21 protein-coding genes are annotated in these 22,438 nt (G+C 29.5%); 1 reads left to right on the plus strand and 20 read right to left on the minus strand.

What is annotated here, in order from left to right:
- Positions 1–24: 24 nt before the first annotated feature.
- From I4V51_RS04155 to I4V51_RS04220, 14 genes are all read right to left on the minus strand, one after another.
- Positions 25–726 (minus strand): diacylglycerol kinase, encoded by a 702-nt coding sequence (locus I4V51_RS04155; RefSeq protein WP_195987053.1) that lies wholly within the window; start codon positions 724–726, stop codon positions 25–27.
- Positions 727–749: 23 nt separating this feature from the next.
- Complete coding sequence (ybeY, locus tag I4V51_RS04160) at positions 750–1,250, minus strand: rRNA maturation RNase YbeY (RefSeq protein ID WP_195987054.1); 501 nt, start codon at positions 1,248–1,250, stop codon at positions 750–752.
- 198 nt (positions 1,251–1,448) lie between these two features.
- A complete protein-coding gene (locus I4V51_RS04165) occupies positions 1,449–3,512 on the minus strand; it encodes an HDIG domain-containing metalloprotein (protein ID WP_195987055.1) in 2,064 nt (687 codons plus the stop codon).
- Between the two features lie 30 nt (positions 3,513–3,542).
- Positions 3,543–4,682 carry a sporulation protein YqfD gene (yqfD, locus tag I4V51_RS04170; protein ID WP_195987056.1) on the minus strand — a complete coding sequence of 380 codons (1,140 nt, stop codon included), beginning with the start codon at positions 4,680–4,682 and terminating at the stop codon, positions 3,543–3,545.
- A gap of 7 nt (positions 4,683–4,689) precedes the next feature.
- A complete protein-coding gene (gene yqfC, locus I4V51_RS04175) occupies positions 4,690–4,968 on the minus strand; it encodes a sporulation protein YqfC (RefSeq protein ID WP_195987057.1) in 279 nt (92 codons plus the stop codon).
- A gap of 105 nt (positions 4,969–5,073) precedes the next feature.
- On the minus strand, positions 5,074–5,526 hold the full coding sequence (locus I4V51_RS04180) for a GatB/YqeY domain-containing protein (RefSeq protein WP_195987058.1): 453 nt from the start codon (positions 5,524–5,526) through the stop codon (positions 5,074–5,076).
- A 30-nt stretch (positions 5,527–5,556) separates the two neighbouring features.
- A complete protein-coding gene (gene rpsU, locus I4V51_RS04185) occupies positions 5,557–5,733 on the minus strand; it encodes a 30S ribosomal protein S21 (protein WP_003441547.1) in 177 nt (58 codons plus the stop codon).
- Between the two features lie 123 nt (positions 5,734–5,856).
- Positions 5,857–6,201, minus strand: a complete 345-nt coding sequence (locus I4V51_RS04190) for a histidine triad nucleotide-binding protein (protein WP_195987059.1) — start codon at positions 6,199–6,201, stop codon at positions 5,857–5,859.
- A gap of 69 nt (positions 6,202–6,270) precedes the next feature.
- The gene (mtaB, locus tag I4V51_RS04195; protein WP_195987060.1) at positions 6,271–7,575 is read right to left on the minus strand and encodes a tRNA (N(6)-L-threonylcarbamoyladenosine(37)-C(2))-methylthiotransferase MtaB; all 1,305 of its coding nucleotides are present in this window, start codon (positions 7,573–7,575) and stop codon (positions 6,271–6,273) included.
- Positions 7,575–8,336, minus strand: coding sequence for an RsmE family RNA methyltransferase (locus I4V51_RS04200; protein WP_195987061.1), 762 nt, complete (start codon positions 8,334–8,336; stop codon positions 7,575–7,577). Before I4V51_RS04200 ends, mtaB begins: the two co-directional genes overlap by 1 nt.
- A gap of 21 nt (positions 8,337–8,357) precedes the next feature.
- Positions 8,358–9,299: a 50S ribosomal protein L11 methyltransferase gene (gene prmA / locus I4V51_RS04205; protein ID WP_195987062.1), complete on the minus strand. Its 942-nt coding sequence runs from the start codon at positions 9,297–9,299 to the stop codon at positions 8,358–8,360.
- A gap of 136 nt (positions 9,300–9,435) precedes the next feature.
- Positions 9,436–10,623, minus strand: a complete 1,188-nt coding sequence (locus tag I4V51_RS04210) for an O-antigen ligase family protein (RefSeq protein ID WP_195987063.1) — start codon at positions 10,621–10,623, stop codon at positions 9,436–9,438.
- 326 nt (positions 10,624–10,949) lie between these two features.
- Positions 10,950–11,606, minus strand: coding sequence for a tRNA (guanosine(46)-N7)-methyltransferase TrmB (trmB, locus tag I4V51_RS04215; RefSeq protein WP_195987064.1), 657 nt, complete (start codon positions 11,604–11,606; stop codon positions 10,950–10,952).
- Between the two features lie 180 nt (positions 11,607–11,786).
- Positions 11,787–13,337 (minus strand): nitrite/sulfite reductase, encoded by a 1,551-nt coding sequence (locus I4V51_RS04220; RefSeq protein WP_195987065.1) that lies wholly within the window; start codon positions 13,335–13,337, stop codon positions 11,787–11,789.
- 237 nt (positions 13,338–13,574) lie between these two features.
- On the opposite strand from I4V51_RS04220, the gene I4V51_RS04225 reads away from it, so the two are divergent.
- Positions 13,575–14,252 carry a hypothetical protein gene (locus I4V51_RS04225; protein ID WP_195987066.1) on the plus strand — a complete coding sequence of 226 codons (678 nt, stop codon included), beginning with the start codon at positions 13,575–13,577 and terminating at the stop codon, positions 14,250–14,252.
- 29 nt (positions 14,253–14,281) lie between these two features.
- Here the strand turns inward: I4V51_RS04225 and dnaJ are convergent, their stop codons facing one another.
- The 6 genes from dnaJ to lepA form a co-directional block, all read right to left on the minus strand.
- The gene (gene dnaJ / locus I4V51_RS04230; RefSeq protein ID WP_195987067.1) at positions 14,282–15,418 is read right to left on the minus strand and encodes a molecular chaperone DnaJ; all 1,137 of its coding nucleotides are present in this window, start codon (positions 15,416–15,418) and stop codon (positions 14,282–14,284) included.
- A gap of 132 nt (positions 15,419–15,550) precedes the next feature.
- Positions 15,551–17,410, minus strand: a complete 1,860-nt coding sequence (gene dnaK / locus I4V51_RS04235) for a molecular chaperone DnaK (protein ID WP_195987068.1) — start codon at positions 17,408–17,410, stop codon at positions 15,551–15,553.
- Positions 17,411–17,462: 52 nt separating this feature from the next.
- Positions 17,463–18,050, minus strand: a complete 588-nt coding sequence (grpE, locus tag I4V51_RS04240; RefSeq protein ID WP_195987069.1) for a nucleotide exchange factor GrpE — start codon at positions 18,048–18,050, stop codon at positions 17,463–17,465.
- 23 nt (positions 18,051–18,073) lie between these two features.
- Complete coding sequence (gene hrcA, locus I4V51_RS04245; RefSeq protein WP_195987070.1) at positions 18,074–19,102, minus strand: heat-inducible transcriptional repressor HrcA; 1,029 nt, start codon at positions 19,100–19,102, stop codon at positions 18,074–18,076.
- Between the two features lie 194 nt (positions 19,103–19,296).
- The gene (gene hemW / locus I4V51_RS04250) at positions 19,297–20,427 is read right to left on the minus strand and encodes a radical SAM family heme chaperone HemW (protein ID WP_195987071.1); all 1,131 of its coding nucleotides are present in this window, start codon (positions 20,425–20,427) and stop codon (positions 19,297–19,299) included.
- Positions 20,428–20,514: 87 nt separating this feature from the next.
- On the minus strand, positions 20,515–22,320 hold the full coding sequence (lepA, locus tag I4V51_RS04255) for a translation elongation factor 4 (protein ID WP_195987072.1): 1,806 nt from the start codon (positions 22,318–22,320) through the stop codon (positions 20,515–20,517).
- Positions 22,321–22,438: the final 118 nt, after the last annotated feature.

The raw sequence follows: 22,438 nt of genomic DNA on the forward strand, positions 1-22,438 counted from the left end.
TCTAAGTTAATTGTTAACCTTAATCTATAATTTAAATATAGTAAAAATTAATAAAGTTAATAATATTCCTAATATTCCACCAACTATAACTTCAAATACAGTATGCACTTCTGAATCAACCCTACTTTGAGCGGTAATAAAAGCCATTAAATAAGCTAATATTATGCAAATAGGTTTTTCAGTTATTAATGCTATAGCTGTTGAAATAGAGAACGCTAATGCACTATGTCCACTAGGCATTCCTCCTTTTAACGGTGTTCCTTCACCAAAAACAGCCTTTATTATAACAACAGATAAAACAACTATAACTAATGCTATTAATATCATATATGGCTCTGAATGCTTAATCTTATAAACTACTTCAAAAGAAAAGTTAGAAAGTTTATCCCAAAATACAATATATCCTACTAATATTGCATTTATCGCTGTCACAAGTACAGCTCCAGCTGCCGTATTTTTTGCCACCTTTGCTAAAGGATGATAATAATTTGTATTTAAATCTACTGCGGCTTCTACCGCTGTATTAACTAGTTCAGCACTAATAACCATTGTAATTGTAATTGCTAACGCTAAAAATTCTGCTTTTGACACATCAAAGAAAAAACAAGCTATCAAAACCCCAATAGATGCTATTATATGAATCTTCATATTTCTCTGAGTTCTAGCAGCATCAACCACACCATTAATTGCATGGTTAAAACTCTCTAATAATTTTTTCATCTCCATAAATTACTCACCCCATTCCCAACTTATCTAGTTATATTTAACTTCCCCAATATTTCTTCTTCTCTTTTTCTCATTATTTTCTTTTCTTCATCTTCTATATGATCATAACCTAACAAGTGAAGAATCGAATGTACAACTAAGTAACATACTTCTCTATTAAAAGAATGATTATACTCTATACTCTGTTCTTTTGCTCTTTCTAAAGATAAAACCATATCTCCTAATACTAATTCATCACCATCTAAATATATTTCATTAAACTTAGTATTCTTATAAACCTCTTTAAATACTTTATTTTGAGGATAATCTAACATTGGAAATGATAGCACATCAGTTGCTTTATCTATTCCTCTTGTATCTCTATTTATCTCTCTTATTTCTTCATTATCCACAAATAAAAGTGAAATCTGATAAGGAACATTCATTTCTTCTTCTTTTAGAGATTGTTCACAAACTTCATTTATAATATTAATAAGCTCATCAGTTACTTCTAGTTTATTTTGCCTATTATCAGTATATAACATAAGTTCTCCTTTCATTTTTCCTAATTTAAATTATGTATATTTTAAAATATCGTTTTATAATTATAATACCTTTTTAACTATTTAACAATCCAAATATATTACGAATAAAATAAAAGTTAAAGGGTTAACAAGCAGTTATAAGGAGTTACTGTTGAAATTAATTCGTAATTTAGTTAAAAAGGGAGGTAACCCTCCCTTTTATTCTTTCCCCTTTTCTTTTGGATACTCTATTCTATGATGATAAATACCTTTTAATACCTTTAAGAAGCAACCTTTTATTATCTCTAAATCTCTAAAGGTTAAATCACATTCGTTTAATTGATCTGAATTAAGCTTATCCTTTACAATATTATTAACCATATTTTCAATTTTTTCTAATGTAGGTTCTTGAATTGATCTTACAGCTGCTTCAACGCTATCTGCCATCATAATTATAGCGGCTTCCTTACTTTGAGGTTTAGGTCCTGGATATCTAAAGTCTTCTTCTTTTATACTATCCGGGTCATCACTACTATTCTTTAAAGTATAGTAAAAATACTTTACTAATGTTGTTCCATGGTGTTGTATCATCATATCACTTACTACACTTGGAACATCATACTCTTTAGCCAATTCTAAGCCATCTTTAACGTGAGAAATTATTATAGATGCACTTAGACTTGGTGAAATTTTATCATGAGGATTAACTCCTCCTAACTGATTTTCTCCAAAGAAAAAAGGTCTCTTTATTTTCCCTGCATCATGATAATAAGCTCCAACCCTAACTAACATCGGATTAGCTCCCACTTCTTCAGCAGCAACTTCTGCTAAATTTGCAACCATGACACTATGATGATATGTTCCAGGCGCCTCCATTAATAATCTTTTTAATAGTGGACTATTTGGATTTGAAAGCTCCAGTAATTTCATATTAGTAACCAAACTAAAACTTGATTCTAAAAATGGCAATAACCCCATAGCTAATATACCTGAAATAAACGCTCCTAATGCAGCTAATGACATATCGAATAATATCTTTTTTATATTATTTGATAAAAGTATTCCACTTGATAAAACAACTACAGAAACAGAAATTGCCACATAAGCAGTTGAATATAATATGTCATTTCTTTGACTTACTTTTTTTAAAGATGTAGATGCTACAATAGTTCCAACTAATCCTACCAAAATAATTTGAGGATCAAAACCTGCTATAACTGCTATAAGCATCATATTTAAAGAATTAATTATAACTGAAACCTTATAATCTAAAAACACAGTCATAAGTATTGGAGAACAAGCTATTGGAACTAAAAATAATGATACAAAAGCAAAAACTCTAGTTGTTACTAAGGATAATAGATTTAATAGTAATATTAAAAACACAAGCTTAGTATTAATAATTACTTCTTTTTCCTCTTTTTTTAAATATAGGTATTGTAGAACTAATACAAATAAAACATAAAATGCTATTATTATATAAGTATATATATAATCCTTGCTTATATTCTCTCCCACTAATCCTAACTCTGTAAGTATTGTTATTTGTCTTTGTGTAATTGGCTCTCCTTCTTTTACTATAGTTTGATTTTTCTTTATCATAACCTTAGAAACACTCTTTAATGCCTCTTTAACAGCTTCATCTGTCTTTGTCTGATCAAAAAAGTAATTTGGCTTTACTTGACTATTACACATTCCCTTTAAAATCTCTTCTAAATTAGAATCCAAATTCTGACTATTCAAATAATCTTCTACAGTTGCCTTAGCTGAATCTATATCCTCACTATTACCCTCTTCTATTTGATTCTCATACGCCTTATCAATTGCAGCTAATGCTATCCATTGTAATTCTGTATCCTTATCAACAGTTAAATCTAATAATGCCTTGTATTGAGCATCGGCAAGTTTGAATTTATCTATCTTTTTCAATTCATTAATTTTTTCTTTTTCCTCTATTTCACTACTTTTCAGATTAATTAACTTATCAAAAAATGTTTTTATATTCTGACTCGCTTCAATCTTAACCTCATTTTTGAGAGTAAATTTTTTTTCTACTTTAGCTGATACTTCTTGCTCTTTTGCATTAGTAGCTTCTTCATCAATAATATCTCTAGGTGCTTTTATATCAACACTAGCAATATCTCCTTCAATGAAGTCATATCTCTTAGGTGTCACAACTGTCATTATTATAAAATATATTAATATTGCTGTAACAGTAAATAAAAATATCCTTTTCCACTTATCTTTATGTATCCTTTTACCTATACCATTTTTATCTTTCATCTTGTTCACCTTCTCATCTTACCCTAATATCTAATAGCTTACTGTATCCTCACTTACTATATTTTGCTCTACAACAAAAACAACTTTTACTAATAAGTTTTCTTCATCTTTCATTTCTTTATCTACCAATTTATCTACTACCTTTGCATCTCTGCTTAGGTCATTTACTAAAGATTTTTCTAAACCATCAATAGCATTTTCTATTGCATCTTCTTCTGATAAATTTATATCTTTTTCTACTCTTTCATAATATAACACTTTATTAAATAATTTACCACTCAATTCTATTTTATCATAATGTTCAAAATCTTTTATAGCTTTTTTCAGATAAAATTTTTTACCAAAGATACTTATATAAATATCACTGTCCTTTTCTCCACTTCTTTCAAGTGTAGTACCTTTAACTTTTACATTCATAGATTTTTCATAGAAAGTATTTGCTATAACTATTCCTCTAGGTGGTAAAATATACTCTCCCCCCTCAATTCCATCTATACCTTCTATTACAACATCTCCTGCTTTAACAAGCTGACCACTCTTAACTTTAGACCTTCCTGCAAATGTATAAACTCTCTTTATTTCCCCTTCCATAGTGGCAACCAAATTCCCATACTCATACTCTTGTTCTTGTGGTGGATTTATTTTTTCCTCCACTACAACTTTTAACGTAGAGCCTTCAATCCTTACCCTTAACCATAATATTTCAGAACTTATATTTTCCAACTGTTTTTCTACCTCTTTTACATCAATAGATCGTTTTGAAATTCCAGGTCTAATTCCTATACTATTTAATTGCTTTCTTATTTCAAATGGTGGTATATTTTGTTGAACATCTACTTCTACTGCCCATATGTAAGTAGATAAGTAATATATAATACATAGAAACATGACTCCACCAAGAACTAAAGATAATTTCTTCTTCATATTTCCTAAAAAGAATACCAACCCATTACTTTTTATAATTTTTATTCTGCCACCTAGTTTTTCCACATGTTCTCTTACTACTGCATAATCTAAATAATCAATTTCTAATAGTAATGTTGCTACATCCTTTTTCTTTACTTTATATACTCTTATATTTTTCGCCCAAAATAAATTTAATAATCTTTCAGTATTTAATATTTTTATTTCAACTAATATTTTTCCTTTTTTAATCTTATCAAAAGCCATTCTTTATTCACCTCACATATTCGATTGAATCAAAATAACCTTTAATAGTTATAGTTGATGCAGCTATATATAATATTTCAAAATCATGTCCTTTGATTTCTACTGGTGACATATTGGTATTTATTTTTATTTTATCTCTTTCAAATATCATTATTCCTTTATGATTTTCTATAGTTACCTCATTTCTTCCCGTAACAATAATCTTTGGTACATCTAATAATACATCTTTAGGGAGATCAAGCTTTTCAACCAAAATTTCTTTACCTCTATTAATTTTATTTTCCATAGTTTCTCTCCTTTAAATAATACTCTCTCAATGTACTTTATGATTTTAATTTAAAGAAAATCACAAAAATAAAAAAAGAACTCAATCTAAATTGAGTTCTTTTAATTATTTACTATTTAAATACTCTTTAACAATCTGACTAACAAGTTTTCCGTCTGCTTTACCTACAACCTTTGGTCTAACTGCTGACATAAGCTTACCCATGTCTTTCATGTTATCAGCACCTATTTGTGTAGCTGTTTCTTTTACAATTTGTAAAATTTCTTTTTCACTTAATTGCTGAGGAAGGTAACCTAGCAAGATTTCAATCTCAGATTTATTCTGATCAACTAAATCCTGTCTATTTCCCTTTTCAAATTCAAGCATCGCTTCTTTACGTTGCTTGACTTCTTTTGCTAATATTTCTATAACCTTATCGTCCTCAAGCGTAACACCGTCGGTTTTTTCTACTAGCAATACAGCAGACTTAGCACTGCTTAATACATTAGCTCTAAATTTATCTTTAGATTTTAATGCACTCTTCCAGTCCTCTTGTAGTCTTTCTTTTATTGTTGGCATACTTAAATACCTTCTTTCAAAAATTAAAAACTACTTGAATTTTCTCTTTCTTGCAGCTTCTGATTTTTTCTTTCTCTTTACGCTTGGCTTTTCGTAATGTTCTCTCTTTCTAACTTCTGAAAGAACCCCAGCTCTTGCGCATTTTCTCTTAAATCTTCTTAATGCACTTTCTAGTGTTTCGTTTTCTCCAACTTTGATTTCTGACATCTATTATCCCTCCCTCCGCTAGCTCAAATTAGTATCTTTAAATCAGCTACGGGCTTAATAACACATATTGTATTATACAATATGGGTCACAAAAATGTCAATATTATTTATACTATTTTTCTATTAACCTGGTGGCCACTTTAATTCTCTTGCACCTAATATATGAAAATGTATATGATTTACTGTCTGACCACCGTCAGCACCGCAGTTATTTACTATTCTGTAACCAGAATCAGCAATACCAAGTTCCCTTACTATTTTATTTATTACCATGAATATATGTGAAACTATTTCACATTTTTCTTCAGTTAATTCATTAGCGCTTCCAATATGTTCCTTAGGTACCACTAAAAAATGAACTGGCGCTTCTGGACTTATATCATAAAAAGCAAGTACTTTATCATCTTCATATATTTTTTTAGATGGAATTTCCCCAGCTACTATTTTACAAAAAATACAATCTTCCATAAACTCACCTCCTTTTTATTAGTTATAAATTTAGTAATTAATGTTTAAACTCATTAACTACTAACTTTCCTAAACCATGCTTGCTATAGCATAATCTTCTACTGCCTCTTCAATCTTTACATCTACTATTTTACCAGTAATATCCGCTGACATGCAATGTACTATTACCTTTATATAATTTCTTGTATATCCCTCATAAAAATCAGGCTTATCTTTAATTTCCTTTTCTATTAAAACATCCATTACTCTTCCAATAAACTTTTCAGTAAATGCATGCTCATTTTTATCATTTAATTCTATTAAAGCCTTACTTCTTATATCTTTTACAGTTCCATCAAGTTGATTTGGCATATCTGCAGCCTTAGTTCCCTTTCTAGGACTGTACTTAAACACGTGAGTCTTTGTTAAATGAATTCTTTTTAAGTATTCATACGTTTCATTAAACTCTTCTTCTGTTTCACCTGGGAATCCAACAATTACATCTGTAGAAATTGATACATCTGGTAATGTTTCTCTTAACATATTAACAGATGCTTCATACTCTTCAGCTGTATATCTTCTATTCATTCTCTTTAATGTTGCATCACATCCACTTTGAAGTGATAAATGGAAATGTGGACATAGCTTTTTAAAGCCCTTAATCTTTTCAACAACTTCTTCAGTAAAGAATGCAGGTTCAATAGATCCTATTCTAATTCTTTCTATTCCATCTATCTTTTCTATCTCTTCTATTATATTGATTAAATTTATATTACCCTCTAAATCTAATCCATATGAAGCAGTATGTATACCTGAAAGTATAACTTCCTTAAATCCATGAGCTGCTAATTCTTTGACTTCTTCTAAAACCTTATTGGGATCTTTTGAACAAACTGATCCTCTAGCATAAGGTATTGTGCAATATGTACAAAATCTATTACATCCATCTTGAATTTTTAAAAACGCTCTAGTTTTATCTTGATAATCTTCTATTTTTAAATCTTCAAACTTTTTATTTTGAAGAACTGGTTGAACATGAACTTGCGGCTGTCCTTCATCCTTAGCTTTATTAACATAGTAAACTACATCACCTTTATTTCTTGTACCTAAAACTACATCTACTCCTGGTATTTCAGAAACTTCCTTAGGCGCCATTTGTGAATAACATCCAACTGCTGCAATTATAGCATCTGGATTAGTTCTTCTTGCTCTACTTATTATTTGTCTAGATTTTTTATCTCCCATATTTGTTACTGTGCAAGTATTTATTACATATACATCAGAAAACTCATTAAAATCAACAACTTCATATCCTTCTCTAATGAATTTTTCAGCCATCGCTTCTGATTCATACACATTAACTCTACACCCTAATGTAGCAAATGCAACTTTCATTAATCATTTCCTCCTAAATCACTAAGCTCATATTGTATTAAAGATGTAGCAACAAATCCTGCTGTTTCAGTCCTTAATATTCTTTTTCCAAGAGTCACTATACGAGCCCCTTTATCTTTAAGTCTTTCAATTTCCTCTTCTTCAATTCCACCTTCAGGCCCTACAAATATACCAACACTTTTAATAGCATTAGTAGTATTATCTTTTCTTAATTCATTCATTAATGTTTTTATACCAAAATTATTTGCATTTTCATATGGAACTATTAATAAATCTAAAGAATTTATTCTTTCTAAAACTTCATTAAACTCTATTGGTTCTGAGACCTTTGGAATTATACTTCTCTTACTTTGCTTTGCTGCTTCCAAAGCTATTCTATTTAATCTATCTAGCTTTTTAAATTCACCCTTTAATTTAACATCAACTCTATGAGTTATTGTTGGAATAAACTCTGTTATCCCAAGTTCTGTTCCTTTTTGAACTATTAAATCCATTTTTTGCGATTTTGGCAATCCTTGAAATAAATATATTTTTATATCACTTTCATTATTATTCTCAAGAGTTTCTAATATTTCAATTAAAACTTCTTGTTTTGAAACTGATATAACTTTCCCTAAATATTCAATACCTTCACAATTATTTAATGTAACTTTTTCACCTTCTGAAATTCTAAGCACTTTATATATGTGCTTTACATCATCACCAATTATCTTAGCTACATCTCCATTAATCAATTCTTTTGGAGTAAAAAACTTATGCATTCTTTCATTCTCTCCTAAAAATTATTTTAATTTTGCAACTATACAGTTCCATTCACCATCTCTATTTTTCTCAACAACTTCAAAACCAGTAGCTTCAAGTTTTTCACAAACCATATCAACTCTATCATGTATTATTCCTGATGTTATGAAAGTTCCACCCTCTTTTAAAACTCTCTTAACGTCATCTGTAAGTATACAAATAATTTCTGCTAGTATATTAGCAACAACTATATCAGCTTTTCCATTTATAACTTCAACTAAGTTACCATGCAATATTTCTATATTATCTAGATTATTATATCCTACATTCTCAATTGAAGATTCAACAGCAACTGGATCTAAATCTACACCTACAGCTAATTTTGCTCCTAACTTTGCTGCAGCTATAGCTAATATACCTGAACCACATCCAACATCAAACACTGTACTATCTTCTTTAACATACCTTTCTAAAGCTTGAATACACATCCTTGTAGTTTCATGTGTACCTGTACCAAATGCCATCCCTGGATCTAAATCAACAACTAATTCTCCATTTTCAGCTTCATATTCTTCCCATATTGGCTTAACAACAATCTTCTCTCCAACCTTTGATGGTTTATAATATTGTTTCCATGTATTAGCCCAATCCTCTTCATGCATTTTTTCATGTTCAACTTTAGCTTCTCCTAAATCAATTCCCATTTCTTTAAGCTCTACTAATCTTTCATCAACATAGGCTAATACATCCTCAATATTCTCTTCTTCTGCAAAATAAGCCTTTACAACTGCAACTTCACCTTTATGTTCTAAAACATTTATATCTGCAAAATCCCATGTTAATGGACCTTGTTCTCTTCCTAAAATATCCTCAGGATCCTCTATTGCAACACCTTTGCAATCTAAGCTATAAAAAATTCCTGATATTGGTTCTAAAGCCTCGCTCTTAGTTATTACTCTTACCTCTATCCATGTTCCATCCATTACTGAATCATCCTTTCACTTCTTTTTCTCTTTGACTAATACTATATTTTACACGTATGTTTACATAAAGTCTAGAATAATTTATATACAAAAAGGATAACTATATTTTTACATATAATTATCCTTAAATAGTATTTTAAATTGCCATATCCTTATTATCTCTATCTTTTTTATTTTCTTCTTTTAATTTAGCTTTTTTAATCATTTTATCATTAGCCATATTATAAGTAATGGCTCCTGTAAAAATAAATATTATACCTAACTGTGGTGCATATAAAGTACAATCCACAATTCCTTGAATAATTACCATAGCATTTATTGCTGCAATTAAAGGCAACATTTTATTATGACACTTGTATAGTCTTATCATATCTTTATAAAGATTAAATTTAAGATATAAGTATATTAAAAACCCTACAATTCCTAAACTCACTAAGAAAGTTAACCATAAATTGTGAGGATGAATTAGAAAAGTAATTATCTTATTATGTAAACTTGGATCATTACTATAAACAAAATTAGATCCACTTTGCATCATCCCTAACATTCCCCATCCAGTTATAGGTTTCTTAAATATCATATTCATAGCCCCTATCCAGATACAATATCGTGAATTAAATGATGTTACAAATTCACCTATAGGAGTTGTGTTAGCTATCTTATTTTGAACAGTAATAAATAATAAAGTTATTGCTGCTACCGTTATAGAAATAGCTATTAGCCCTTTTATATCCTTTTTTTCTTTTAATATATAATATATAAATATAGCTCCTACTAAAGCAATAAATGCTCCTGTTGATTCAGTTAATAACAGCGCTACAATTATTAATACAATTGAAAGATTATATATTATATCATCCTTTTTCCCTTTCTCTGTACACTTTAAATAAAAAATCATTAATATTATATTTCCAAACCATGCTCCTGCCATATTAGGATTCCCAAAAGAACTAAAAACCCTATGCTCAGGCATTCCCACTAAAATAAATATTATTTTTTCTATTACTCCTCCAATAGCTGCAATCACACTCAAATATACTATATATTTAATAACTATGTTTATTCTACTTATCTTCACAAAATAATTTTGACAAAATATACTTAAAGCAAAATATAAAAACAACCCTAAGGAAGCTAATAAAGATAATATATTTTTATTTACAATACCGCTAAATACAGAATATGCAAACAATAAAAATAAACTTATATTCCAATAATTTTTTTCTACTTTTATTTTTTTTCTAAACAACATGCCAACTGCATATACAGCTGGAATAATAGCTGTAAAAGGCGAAAAAATAATCATAATAATAAAATATATCATAATTTACCACCAACATTTAGTATTTACACCTTAAGATGTAACTGCCTTAGTATACACACAACAAAAACTTTATTCAAAAAATTTAACTATCTTTTTATTAAATTTGACATAAATATTTTAATATATACTTAGTATCCCCAATAAATATTTTTATTTTTCTAATAACAGCACGTTTACATTTTTATATTTAATAATAATATTGTTATAAATTATATATATTTCTAGCTTTTCTTTTTACTTCATATTAGTTTGGTTATTTTTATATTTAAAGGGATTTTTATCAATATATAAAGCAAAAAGATTGCAATTTGCAACCTTTCTTACTTTTAATTATATGTAGCGATTAAAAACTTAGTTTTTATTCCTTGTGCAGTAAACATATCTTCATGTTCAGTTGTAACATTACCTTCAAATCCGCTATTATGTAAGTCATATGTAATATACTTTATCTCTAAATTACTTTCCTTAAAATACTCTAAAGATTCTTCAAATAATTCATCATCATCTGTTTTAAACCATATCTCTGCACCTTTATCTAAGAACTTCTTATATTTTTCAAGCTGTCTTGTATGAGTTAGTCTTCTTTTCTTATGACGTTCTTTAGGCCATGGATTACAGAAATTTATATATATTCTTTTTATAACATCATTCTCATCTAACATATCATCTATTAATAATATTTCTTGAGACATAAGAGCAACATTATCTATTTCATGATTTACTTTTTTATAAGCTTCTTCAATATTTCTTTTAGCTAAGACTAAAACCTCATCTTTTATATCTACAGTTATATAGTTTATTCCAGGATTCTCTGAGCCATGAACAGCCATAAATGTTCCTTTTCCACATCCTAATTCCATATATATAGGTTTATCATTACAAAAAAACTCTTTCCATTTACCTTTGTATTCACTTGGTTTTTGCACAAAAAACTTGCAACTTTCTAACTCAGGTCTTGCCCAAGGCTTTCTTCTCATTCTCATAACTTTCGTTCACTCCAAATCATTTCTTTAAGTTCATAGATTAATTATACAGATTATTTCTTTTATTTCAACTATATATGACTCTTTGTAATAACTTTATATAATAATAAATCCACAATATATCTTCTTTAATTCTAAAGATAGTATATTGTGGATAATTTTAATTAATATTATTATTTACTAACAATTATATTTTTCTACTAATGCTTTAAACTCATTTTCATTAGTCTTTATATATTCTATAAATGGCTTATTAGCATCATTTAAATTTTTAGCTAATTCACAAATGAACATAGGAATATCTTTTCTTGCAATATCCCCAAAGCATTTTCCTAATCTCGCTTCTCCTTCTACAAAGCTTCCATCAACATGAACTTCATATGCTTCTTGTATTACATCATTGATTCTCTTTTTCTTTCCTGTAAATCCTATTTCAGCAATTTCATGAACTCCACAAGAATTCCCACATCCTGAGAAATATAATCTAGGTAATAAATCAATATTTGAAATATTTTTCTTAACATGATTTAAAGTTTCTCTTAAAACTTCTTGACTTTCACATATACCCATTTGACATGTTGGTACACCTATACAAGATACACTATAATCAAATGAAGTTGATCCTCCCATATTATTTGTAACTTCTAAAAGTTCTTCTGCCTCTTTTCCATTTAAGTTTCTAAAATACACCCCTTCAGTCATTGATAATCTTATTTCTGGATCATCAAATTTTTCTAATGTATCTATTATAGCTTTTAAATCACTTAGCTTTATTTGTCCTCCTACTGGATGTAAATAAACACTATATAACCCTGCTTGTTTTTGTTCTACTAGTCTAGAATTAGTTATACTTGTTTCTATACCTGTTTTATCATATTTTTTAGCTTCTACTGATAATTTATAGTTTTCCTCTTTTTTAACTTCATCAACATACTTCTTGTATTCAGCTATAAAGCCTTCTTCACCTAACTTATCTACCATGTATCTTACACGAGCTTTCGCCTTATTTTCATAATTTCCCTCAGCCTTAAATAATCTAACCATAGCTTCAACATAATTTAATACTTCACTAGGTTCTATAAGTTCTGGATATATTAATGCTAATTTAGGATTTCTTCCTAAACCACCACCTAAATACACTCTAAAATAGTCTTTTCCATCTTTATTAACAGCTAAAAACCCTAAATCTTGAATTGTACAATGTGCTGTATCACTTGAAGCATTAGAGAAAGATACTTTTAACTTTCTTGGTAGCTTATAAGTAGTTATTCTTTCCATGAAATACTCACCAGTAGCTAGTGCATATGGTGTTGCATCAAAAGCCTCTTCTTTGTCCACACCTGATAATGGAGATAAAGCAACATTTCTTGGGAAATTTCCACCAGCTCCTCTTGTATATATATCCTTATCTAAAGCTTCTTTCATTAAATCACATACTTCATCTATTGATAATCCATGATATTGTATTGCTTGACGTGTAGTAAAATGTAAGCCACCTAACTTATATTTTTCTGCCCAATCATATATTAACTTTAATTGTGGCATAGTTATTATCCCTGAAGGCATTCTAAGTCTTAACATAAACTCTTTACCTCCACGATGAGCATATGCCCCCATTCCTCCTGATGCATGTTTAAAGTTCATAACAGACATTTCTCCATTAACAAACTTATGTCCAACTTTTCTAAACTCTTCTATCTCTGGTAAAAGTACTTCTTTTAAATTTTTCATCTTATCACCTCATATTATTGCTACTATTTTTAATATTCCTACTTAGGATAACAAATATTCACCTCTCTATTATATATATAATCTCATTTCTTTTCTATTATCTAGTTATTTAAATATTTAATTATAACCATCAACTTTTTAAATGTTTACCAATTTTTTAAATTTATATCAATTGATTTTTATCATTTTTTTCTATAAAATAGACATAAATATACAAATAAATAAAGGAGTGATTATATGGTTCCAGTAAAAAACAAACCACCTTTAGACTCTGAAATATCTGTTAAAGAAAAATTTAAATCTTTATCAGCTAAAAAGAAATTTGAATTCATATATGATTATTACAAACTTCCCATAATAACAACTCTACTAGCTATAATAATTATAGGATATATATCATACTCAATTGTAACTAAGCAAGATACTTATTGTAATATTACATATTATGGTTCAACCGTTAATTTAGATAGTTTTAATGGAATTAAAGATAAATTAAACGAAACCATTTTAGGAGATAATAAAAAATCTGCTATTTTTACAGATACATTATTATTAAATTTAAATTCTAAGCACGGAGATGATCCTACAACAACTCAAGCATTCGCAGTTAAATTAGCTGCTAGTGAAATCGATATCCTTTTGACAGAAAAAAACAACTTTGAATATTTTGCCAATAACAATATGTTACTTGATTTAAATTCATTAGAAGGATTTGATGCATTAAATATATCTAATGATAATTTAGTAACAGCAAAAGATGAATCGGGAAATGATAAAATCTACGGAATTAAAGTAGACAACTTAAACTTATTAAAGGATGCTGGGTTTAACAACGAAAATACTGTCCTATGTATAGCTATAAGTTCAACTAGAAATGAAGAAACTATTAAAGTATTAAGTCAATTTATAAATTAAAAAAAAGATGTTGCAATTGCAACATCTTTTTATTTCTTATTAAACAAATCCTTTAAACCTTTTTTATGGGTAACTTCTCCGTCAACACTTTCTCCACAAGCTTCCATAAATGCTTCTAAGGCTTCTCTTTGTTTAGAATTTAAACTCTTAGGAATATCAACTATTACTTTTACATATTGATCTCCTCTTGCATTTGAGTGAACCTTAGGTACACCCTTGCCTTTTAATCTAAACATAGTTCCAGATTGAGTTCCTGCCGGAATATTATACTTAACATCTCCATCTACTGTTGGAACTGTTATTTCAACCCCTAAAGTTGCTCTTCCCATTGATATATGAGTTTCTATATAGATATCAGTTCCTCTTCTATCAAACTGTTTAGACTTAGCCACATTTATTCTAATATATAAATCTCCTGGAGGTCCATCATTAGATCCATGTTCACCTTGCCCTCTTAGCGGCATTACATTTCCTGTATCAACACCTGCAGGTACATTTATCTTAATTTTTCTAGTTTTTCTTACCTTACCTCTACCACTACAGCTTGAACATGGAGTTTCAACTATTGTTCCCTTACCTCCACATCTATCACATGTAGAAGTGCTTACAAAACTTCCAAGAGGTGTTTGTCTTTGAACTCTAACTTGCCCACTTCCATTACATGTTGGACAAGTCTTTGGAGATGTTCCTGCTTCTGCACCAGTACCTCTACAAGACTCACAATTCTCATTTCTGTTTATAGTAATTTCTTTTTCTACACCAAATATAGCTTCTTCAAAAGTTAAATTTAAAGTATATTCTATATCAGCACCTTTAACTGGGCCATTTCTTCTTCTTGAAGAACCGCTTCCCCCACCAAAGAAACTTTCAAATATATCTCCAAATCCTCCCATATCTGAGAAGTCAAAGCCACCAAATCCACCTGCTCCAAATCCACTTCCATCAAAGTCAGCAGTACCAAATTGATCATATCTAGCTTTCTTCTCTGGGTCAGAAAGTACTTGATATGCTTCATTTATATCTTTAAACTTTTCTTCTGCTTCCTTATTACCTTGATTCTTATCAGGATGGTATTTAATAGCTAGCTTTCTAAAGGCTTTTTTTATTTCATCATCACTTGCACCTTTTTCAAGTCCAAGCACAGCATAATAGTCTTTATTTGCCATCTATATACTCACCACCTATTTATATTCGCCTAATTTATATTAACACTTATAAAAATATTCGTAAATACCTAAACTTTCAAAAAGGGAAGACGACTTTTGTCTTCCCTATTTATATTATTTATATTATTTATATTATTTTTCGTCTTTTACTTCGAAATCAGCATCTACTACATTATCATCATGAGCTGGTCCTTGATTTGTATTTCCACCCATATTGTTTGGATCAAATCCTGCACCTTCAGCTCCTGCTGCACCTTGAGCATCAGCATACATTTTTGATGATATAGCATAGAATTCTTGAGTTAATTCTTCAGTAGCTTTTTTAATTGCTTCTAAATCTTCTCCATCCTTAACTGCCTTTAATGCATCTAATTTAGCTGTTATTTTAGCTTTATCATCAGCAGATATCTTATCTCCAAGCTCTTCTAATTGCTTTTCTGTTTGATATGCTAATTGATCTGCATTGTTCTTAACTTCTATAGATTCTTTTCTCTTCTTATCTTCTTCAGCAAATCTTTCTGCTTCTTTTACTGCTCTATCTACTTCGTCATCACTTAAGTTAGTTGAAGCAGTAATTGTGATGTTTGCTTCTTTACCAGTTCCTTTATCCATAGCAGATACCTTAACAATACCGTTAGCATCTATATCAAAAGTAACTTCGATTTGTGGAATTCCTCTTGGAGCTGGAGCAATACCTGATAAAGTAAATCTACCTAAAGTCTTGTTGTCAGCTGCCATTTGTCTTTCACCTTGTACTACGTGTATTTCAACTGATGTTTGACCATCTGCTGCAGTTGAGAACACTTGGCTCTTCTTAGCTGGTATAGTTGTATTTCTTTCGATTAATGGAGTAGCAACTCCTCCTAAAGTTTCAATACCTAATGTTAATGGAGTAACATCTAGTAATAATACGTCTTTAACTTCTCCAGTTAAAACACCTGCTTGAATTGCAGCACCCATAGCTACACATTCATCTGGATTAACTCCCTTTGAAGGCTCTTTTCCTGTAAAGTTTTTAACAGCTTCTTGAACTGCAGGTATTCTTGTTGATCCACCAACTAATATAACTTTATCAATTTGACTAATTGATAATCCAGCATCACTTAATGCTTTCTTCATTGGTTCAATTGATCTTTGAACTAAGTCATGAGTTAATTCATTGAATTTTGCTCTAGTTAAGTTCATATCAATGTGCTTTGGACCAGTGCTATCCGCAGTGATGAATGGTAAGTTGATATTTGTTTGCATTGATGATGATAATTCAATCTTAGCTTTTTCTGCAGCTTCTTTTAATCTTTGAACTGCACTCTTATCATTTCTTAAATCAATTCCATATTGAGATTTGAAGTCATTTGCTATATAATCAATAATTTTTTGGTCAAAGTCATCTCCACCTAAATGAGTATCTCCATTTGTTGATAATACTTCAAATACTCCATCACCTAATTCAAGAATAGATACGTCAAATGTACCTCCACCTAAGTCATAAACAAAAATCTTTTCACTGTGATCAGTCTTATCTAATCCGTAAGCTAATGAAGCAGCTGTTGGTTCGTTTATTATTCTTAATACTTCTAATCCTGCTATTCTACCAGCATCTTTAGTTGCTTGTCTTTCAGCATCATTAAAGTATGCTGGAACTGTGATAACAGCTTGAGTTACAGTTTCACCTAAGTAAGCTTCTGCATCAGCTTTTATTTTTTGAAGTATCATTGCAGATATTTCTTGTGGTGAATAAGTCTTTTCATCTATATGAGTTTTATGGTCTGTTCCCATTTCTCTTTTTATTGAAATTATTGTGTGTTCTGGATTTGTAATTGCTTGTCTTTTAGCAATTTGTCCTACTAATCTTTCACCGTTAGCTTGGAATGAAACTACTGATGGAGTAGTTCTTGCACCTTCAGAGTTAGTGATAACTACTGGTTCTCCACCTTCCATAACTGCTACACATGAATTTGTTGTACCTAAATCAATACCTATAATTTTTCCCATAATTTTTTCCTCCTCGAAATTTACATATCTATTTAAAAATTTTCCTTATTTACTATTTTGCTACTGTAACCATTGAATATCTGATTACTTTTTCTCCTTTTTTGTATCCCTTTTGGTATACTTGAGCAACATCATTGCTATTTAAATTCTTATCTTCAACAACTGAAATTGCTTGATGTAAATTTGGATCAAAACCATTAGCTGTATCAATTTCTTCAACTCCTAGTTTTTCTAAAGCGTTTAAGAATCCTTTTATTGTCATCTCAACACCTTTTTTTAGATCTTCTACATTTCCATCTACAGCTAAAGCTCTTTCTAAGTTATCTGCAACAGGAAGTACTTCTTTTAATACATCTGTACAAGCATCTGTATAAATACCTTCTTTTTCCTTTGCAGTTCTTTTTCTGTAATTATCATACTCAGCAGTAAGTCTAAGTAATCTTTCCTTTAATGCATCTAATTCATTAGAAAGTTTTTTATTTTCATCTTTTAGCTTTCTTATCATAGATAAATCATCAGTTTCAGAATATTCTTCTATTATTTCTTCTACTTCTTCATTTTCTGTAGCTTCAGCATTTTCTTCAACTGTATCATTTCCCTCTAATATTTCTTCATCTCTTAAATCTTTGTTTTCTTCCATCTTTACACCTCATCTCTCTTTAATCAATACTCTTGATCCTTAAGACTTTTATTTAATTCTTTCATGACTTGCGCCATTATAGAAATAACTTTTGAATAATTAATTCTTTGTGGACCAATAAGCCCAATACTTCCAATTGGTCTTCCTCCTAAGGAATACTCTGCCGTTATTACTGAACAATCCTTAGCTTCTGGAATATAATTTTCATCACCAATTTTAATTGATATATCCCCACTATTTTCAAGCAGTTCTATTACACAATCCTTATTACTTATTAATTGAAGTACTTCTTTAGCCTTTTCAATATCGTTATACTCTGGATAATTGAAAAGATTTGTTGTTCCTTCAACAACCAAGTCTGATTTTGAACTATTATTTAAACTTTCATATAAAGCTGGAAGCATTGCATTAAATAAATCATCAAACCCTACTAAGTCATTCTTAAGCTCATTAATAACTTCTAAATTAATAGCTTCAATTGTTAAATTCTTTAATTTAGAATTTAATACCTCATTGATTCTAATAAGTTCTTCACTACTTGGTACAGTATTAATTTTAATTCTATGATTTTTTATAACACCACTATCTGTTACTATAACAGCTATTAAATTTGTTTCATCTATTTTTATTAATTGTAGTGATCTTATATAACTTCTTTTCATAGAAGGTGTTTGAACTATACAAGTTAAATTTGTTAATTCTGATAATAAAACACAAGCTTCTTTTAATATAGTATCAACTTCATGCATAGCTGAATTAATTAAATATTCTTTAATTCTTAGCTCTTCATCTCTACTTAGCTTTGGTGTTTCCATTAACTTATCAACATATAATCTATATCCCTTACTAGATGGTATTCTGCCTGCTGATGTGTGAGGCTGTTCTAAGTATCCCATTTCCTCTAGATCCGCCATTTCATTTCTTATAGTTGCAGATCCCACACCTAAATCATACTTCTTAGCTATTGTTCTTGAACCAACAGGCTCACCTGTTACTATATAGTCATTAATAATGGCTTGAAGTATTCTTATTTTTCTTGCATCAATAGCCATTTCATCACCCCTATTGTTAGCACTCATTAAAGTCGAGTGCTAATGACTACATTATCAATATATTCTTATTTGTTTTTTTTGTCAATTTCATATTTCTTTAAATTTTCAACTATTTTTTTTATATAATTTAACTTTTTCTCCATTTTCTCTTTCCATCTCTTAATTACTCCTTTTTCCTTCGTTTTTCATTTTTATTATTTATCTAGTATAAATTCTGACATTACACTATTTGATAATTCCATTCCTTTATAAGTTAAAAACATTCTTGTATCATCTATAACAAGCAAACCATCTTTTATATTTTTCTCAATGACTTTCTTATATATACTATTTATATCTACGCCAAATTTTCTCTTAAATTTTAACAAATCTATACCATAAATCATTCTTAATCCCATAAAGATAAACTCTTCCATTTCATCTTCAATAGAATTCTTATATTTATCTACTATTGCTTCTTCTTTATTATTTATATTTTTTATATATTCATTTATATTACTTGTATTTGTAAACCTATATCCATCAATATAAGAACTGCTCGCACTACCAACTCCTATATATTCACCTAAAGACCAATAAACCTTATTATGTCTACATTCTTTCCCATTTAGAGCAAAATTAGAAATCTCATACTGATGATATCCATTTTCCTTTAAAATATCCTTAGTTAACTTATCCATTACTCGTTCATCATCTTCGTTTGGAAGTTCAAGTTTATCTTTTTCATATAAGTTATAAAAAGCAGTTCCTTCTTCAATGATTAAACTATATGCAGAAATATGCTCTGGCTTTAACTCACATATCTTTTCTAATGTAACCTTCCATAATTCTACAGTTAAGTTAGGAAGTCCATACATTAAATCAATATTTATATTATTAAATCCTACTTTTCTCGCCAAATTATAATTTTCTAAAAACTCTTTAAATGTATGTATACGCCCAATCTTTTTCAATAATTCGTCATTACATGATTGAAGACCAAAACTTATTCTATTTATTCCATATTTTTTCATTATCTTTAATTTTTCTTCATTTACAGTTCCAGGATTACACTCCATAGAATACTCTATATCTTCTGATAAATTTAATTTAGATACTGCTTTTAAAAGTTTTTCAAGCTCCTTTTCCTCAAGATGTGATGGTGTTCCGCCACCAATAAATATTGTCTTAACCAAATAATTAGTGCATTTTTCCTTTAACTCTTTAATTAAAGCATCGACATATGCTTCTCTAAATTGTTCTTTTCCTGAAAAAGTAGGGAAATCACAATAAAAACATCTTTGCTTACAAAATGGTATATGTATATATAAACTTATTTCTTTCATATTTTTTCTCCTCTAAACTTCATATTTATGATTTAACTTAATTATGAAAAAAGACATTGCTACTGCAATGTCTTTTCATTAAGATTATTAGTCTACTTTAAGAACAGCCATGAATGCTTCTTGTGGCACTTCTACTGATCCCACTTGTCTCATTCTCTTCTTACCTTCTTTTTGCTTTTCAAGAAGCTTCTTCTTTCTTGAAATATCTCCGCCATAACATTTAGCAAGTACGTCTTTTCTCATAGCCTTAACTGTTTCTCTTGCTATAACCTTAGAACCTACTGCTGCTTGAATTGGAACTTCAAACATTTGTCTTGGAATAATCTCCTTAAGTTTTTCTGCAATTCCTCTTCCTTTATGGTAAGCTCTTTCTTTTGGAACTATCATTGATAAAGCATCAACTATATCTCCATTTAATAATATATCAAGCTTAACAAGCTCTGTTTTAGTATATCCTTTAAATTCATAGTCAAACGAAGCATAACCTCTTGTTCTTGATTTTAAAGTATCAAAGAAGTCATAAACAATTTCATTTAATGGAATATCATAATTTATGCATACTCTTGTTTCTTCTAAGTATTGCATATCTATATATACTCCTCTTCTTTCTTGACATAAATCCATTATAGCTCCAACGTACTCAGTTGGTGCAATTACAGATGCTTTAACTATAGGTTCTTCCATAGATTCTATTTCTGTCGGCTCTGGTAAATTAGTTGGGTTTGTTAAATCTAAAGTTTCACCATTAGTCTTTGTAACCTTATATATAACAGAAGGCGCAGTTGTTATAATATCTAAATTGAATTCTCTTTCTATTCTTTCTTGAATTATTTCCATATGAAGTAACCCAAGGAATCCACATCTAAATCCAAATCCTAACGCTATAGATGTTTCTGGTTCAAAATCTAATGCAGCATCATTTATTTGTAATTTTTCTAACGCTTCTCTTAATTCATCATACTTAGCTCCATCAACTGGATAAATACCTGAATAAACCATAGGCACTGCCTTTTTATATCCTGGAAGAGCTTCTGCTGTTGGTCTATCAGCTTCTGTAATAGTATCACCAACTCTAGCATCCGCAACATTTTTTATAGATGCTGTTATATATCCAACATCACCAGCCATAAGCTCACCTATTGGTAATAGCTTTGGTGTAAATACCCCTACTTCTACAACATCATAAACCTTATTTGTATTCATAAGCTTTATCTTAGTTCCAGCTTTAACTTTACCATCAAGTATTCTTACATAACATACAACACCTTTATAACTGTCATAGTATGAATCAAATATTAAAGCTTTAAGCGGCGCTTCCTCATCTCCATTTGGTGCTGGTATCTTTTCTATTATAGTTTCAAGCACATCCTCAACATTTAGTCCTGTTTTTGCTGATATCATTGGAGCATCTTCTGCTTCAATTCCTATAACATCTTCAATTTCTTCCTTAACTTCATCAGCTCTTGAAGATGGTAAATCAATCTTATTAATAACTGGTGCTATTTCTAAGTCATTGTCTAAAGCAAGATAACAGTTAGCTAAAGTTTGGGCTTCAATACCTTGAGTTGCATCTACTACTAATAGCGCTCCTTCACAAGCGGCTAAACTTCTTGAAACTTCATATGTAAAGTCTACATGTCCTGGTGTATCAATTAAGTTTAATATATATTCTTCACCATCATCACGTCTGTAAACAAGTCTTGCAGCTTGAGATTTTATTGTAATCCCTCTTTCTCTTTCTATTTCCATATTATCAAGAACTTGCTCTTCCATTTCTCTTTTAGTAAGAGTCCCTGTAATTTCTAATAATCTATCCGCTAGGGTTGACTTACCGTGGTCTATATGTGCTACTATTGAAAAGTTTCTAATCTTTGATTGTCTATTACTTTGCATATATCTTAACTACTAATTATATTAGTAGCTTCTTCACCCCCATATTGTTAAATCAAGCTAAATTATAACATAGAGTATAGAGTAAGTGTCAAGAATATTAACGTCGAAATAATATTAA

It is taken from the genome of Clostridium sp. D53t1_180928_C8 (genome assembly GCF_015667795.1).
In the GTDB taxonomy this organism is placed as follows: Bacteria; Bacillota; Clostridia; order Clostridiales; family Clostridiaceae; genus Clostridium.

What these genes read in the sequence shown, in the direction of transcription:
- I4V51_RS04155 (WP_195987053.1), bottom strand. Translation starts at nt 726, where the DNA reads ATGGAGATGAAAAAATTATTAGAGAGTTTTAACCATGCAATTAATGGT.
- ybeY (WP_195987054.1), bottom strand. Translation starts at nt 1,250, where the DNA reads ATGTTATATACTGATAATAGGCAAAATAAACTAGAAGTAACTGATGAG.
- I4V51_RS04165 (WP_195987055.1), bottom strand. Translation starts at nt 3,512, where the DNA reads ATGAAAGATAAAAATGGTATAGGTAAAAGGATACATAAAGATAAGTGG.
- yqfD (WP_195987056.1), bottom strand. Translation starts at nt 4,682, where the DNA reads ATGGCTTTTGATAAGATTAAAAAAGGAAAAATATTAGTTGAAATAAAA.
- yqfC (WP_195987057.1), bottom strand. Translation starts at nt 4,968, where the DNA reads ATGGAAAATAAAATTAATAGAGGTAAAGAAATTTTGGTTGAAAAGCTT.
- I4V51_RS04180 (WP_195987058.1), bottom strand. Translation starts at nt 5,526, where the DNA reads ATGCCAACAATAAAAGAAAGACTACAAGAGGACTGGAAGAGTGCATTA.
- rpsU (WP_003441547.1), bottom strand. Translation starts at nt 5,733, where the DNA reads ATGTCAGAAATCAAAGTTGGAGAAAACGAAACACTAGAAAGTGCATTA.
- I4V51_RS04190 (WP_195987059.1), bottom strand. Translation starts at nt 6,201, where the DNA reads ATGGAAGATTGTATTTTTTGTAAAATAGTAGCTGGGGAAATTCCATCT.
- mtaB (WP_195987060.1), bottom strand. Translation starts at nt 7,575, where the DNA reads ATGAAAGTTGCATTTGCTACATTAGGGTGTAGAGTTAATGTGTATGAA.
- I4V51_RS04200 (WP_195987061.1), bottom strand. Translation starts at nt 8,336, where the DNA reads ATGCATAAGTTTTTTACTCCAAAAGAATTGATTAATGGAGATGTAGCT.
- prmA (WP_195987062.1), bottom strand. Translation starts at nt 9,299, where the DNA reads ATGGATGGAACATGGATAGAGGTAAGAGTAATAACTAAGAGCGAGGCT.
- I4V51_RS04210 (WP_195987063.1), bottom strand. Translation starts at nt 10,623, where the DNA reads ATGATATATTTTATTATTATGATTATTTTTTCGCCTTTTACAGCTATT.
- trmB (WP_195987064.1), bottom strand. Translation starts at nt 11,606, where the DNA reads ATGAGAATGAGAAGAAAGCCTTGGGCAAGACCTGAGTTAGAAAGTTGC.
- I4V51_RS04220 (WP_195987065.1), bottom strand. Translation starts at nt 13,337, where the DNA reads ATGAAAAATTTAAAAGAAGTACTTTTACCAGAGATAGAAGAGTTTAGA.
- I4V51_RS04225 (WP_195987066.1), top strand. Translation starts at nt 13,575, where the DNA reads ATGGTTCCAGTAAAAAACAAACCACCTTTAGACTCTGAAATATCTGTT.
- dnaJ (WP_195987067.1), bottom strand. Translation starts at nt 15,418, where the DNA reads ATGGCAAATAAAGACTATTATGCTGTGCTTGGACTTGAAAAAGGTGCA.
- dnaK (WP_195987068.1), bottom strand. Translation starts at nt 17,410, where the DNA reads ATGGGAAAAATTATAGGTATTGATTTAGGTACAACAAATTCATGTGTA.
- grpE (WP_195987069.1), bottom strand. Translation starts at nt 18,050, where the DNA reads ATGGAAGAAAACAAAGATTTAAGAGATGAAGAAATATTAGAGGGAAAT.
- hrcA (WP_195987070.1), bottom strand. Translation starts at nt 19,102, where the DNA reads ATGGCTATTGATGCAAGAAAAATAAGAATACTTCAAGCCATTATTAAT.
- hemW (WP_195987071.1), bottom strand. Translation starts at nt 20,427, where the DNA reads ATGAAAGAAATAAGTTTATATATACATATACCATTTTGTAAGCAAAGA.
- lepA (WP_195987072.1), bottom strand. Translation starts at nt 22,320, where the DNA reads ATGCAAAGTAATAGACAATCAAAGATTAGAAACTTTTCAATAGTAGCA.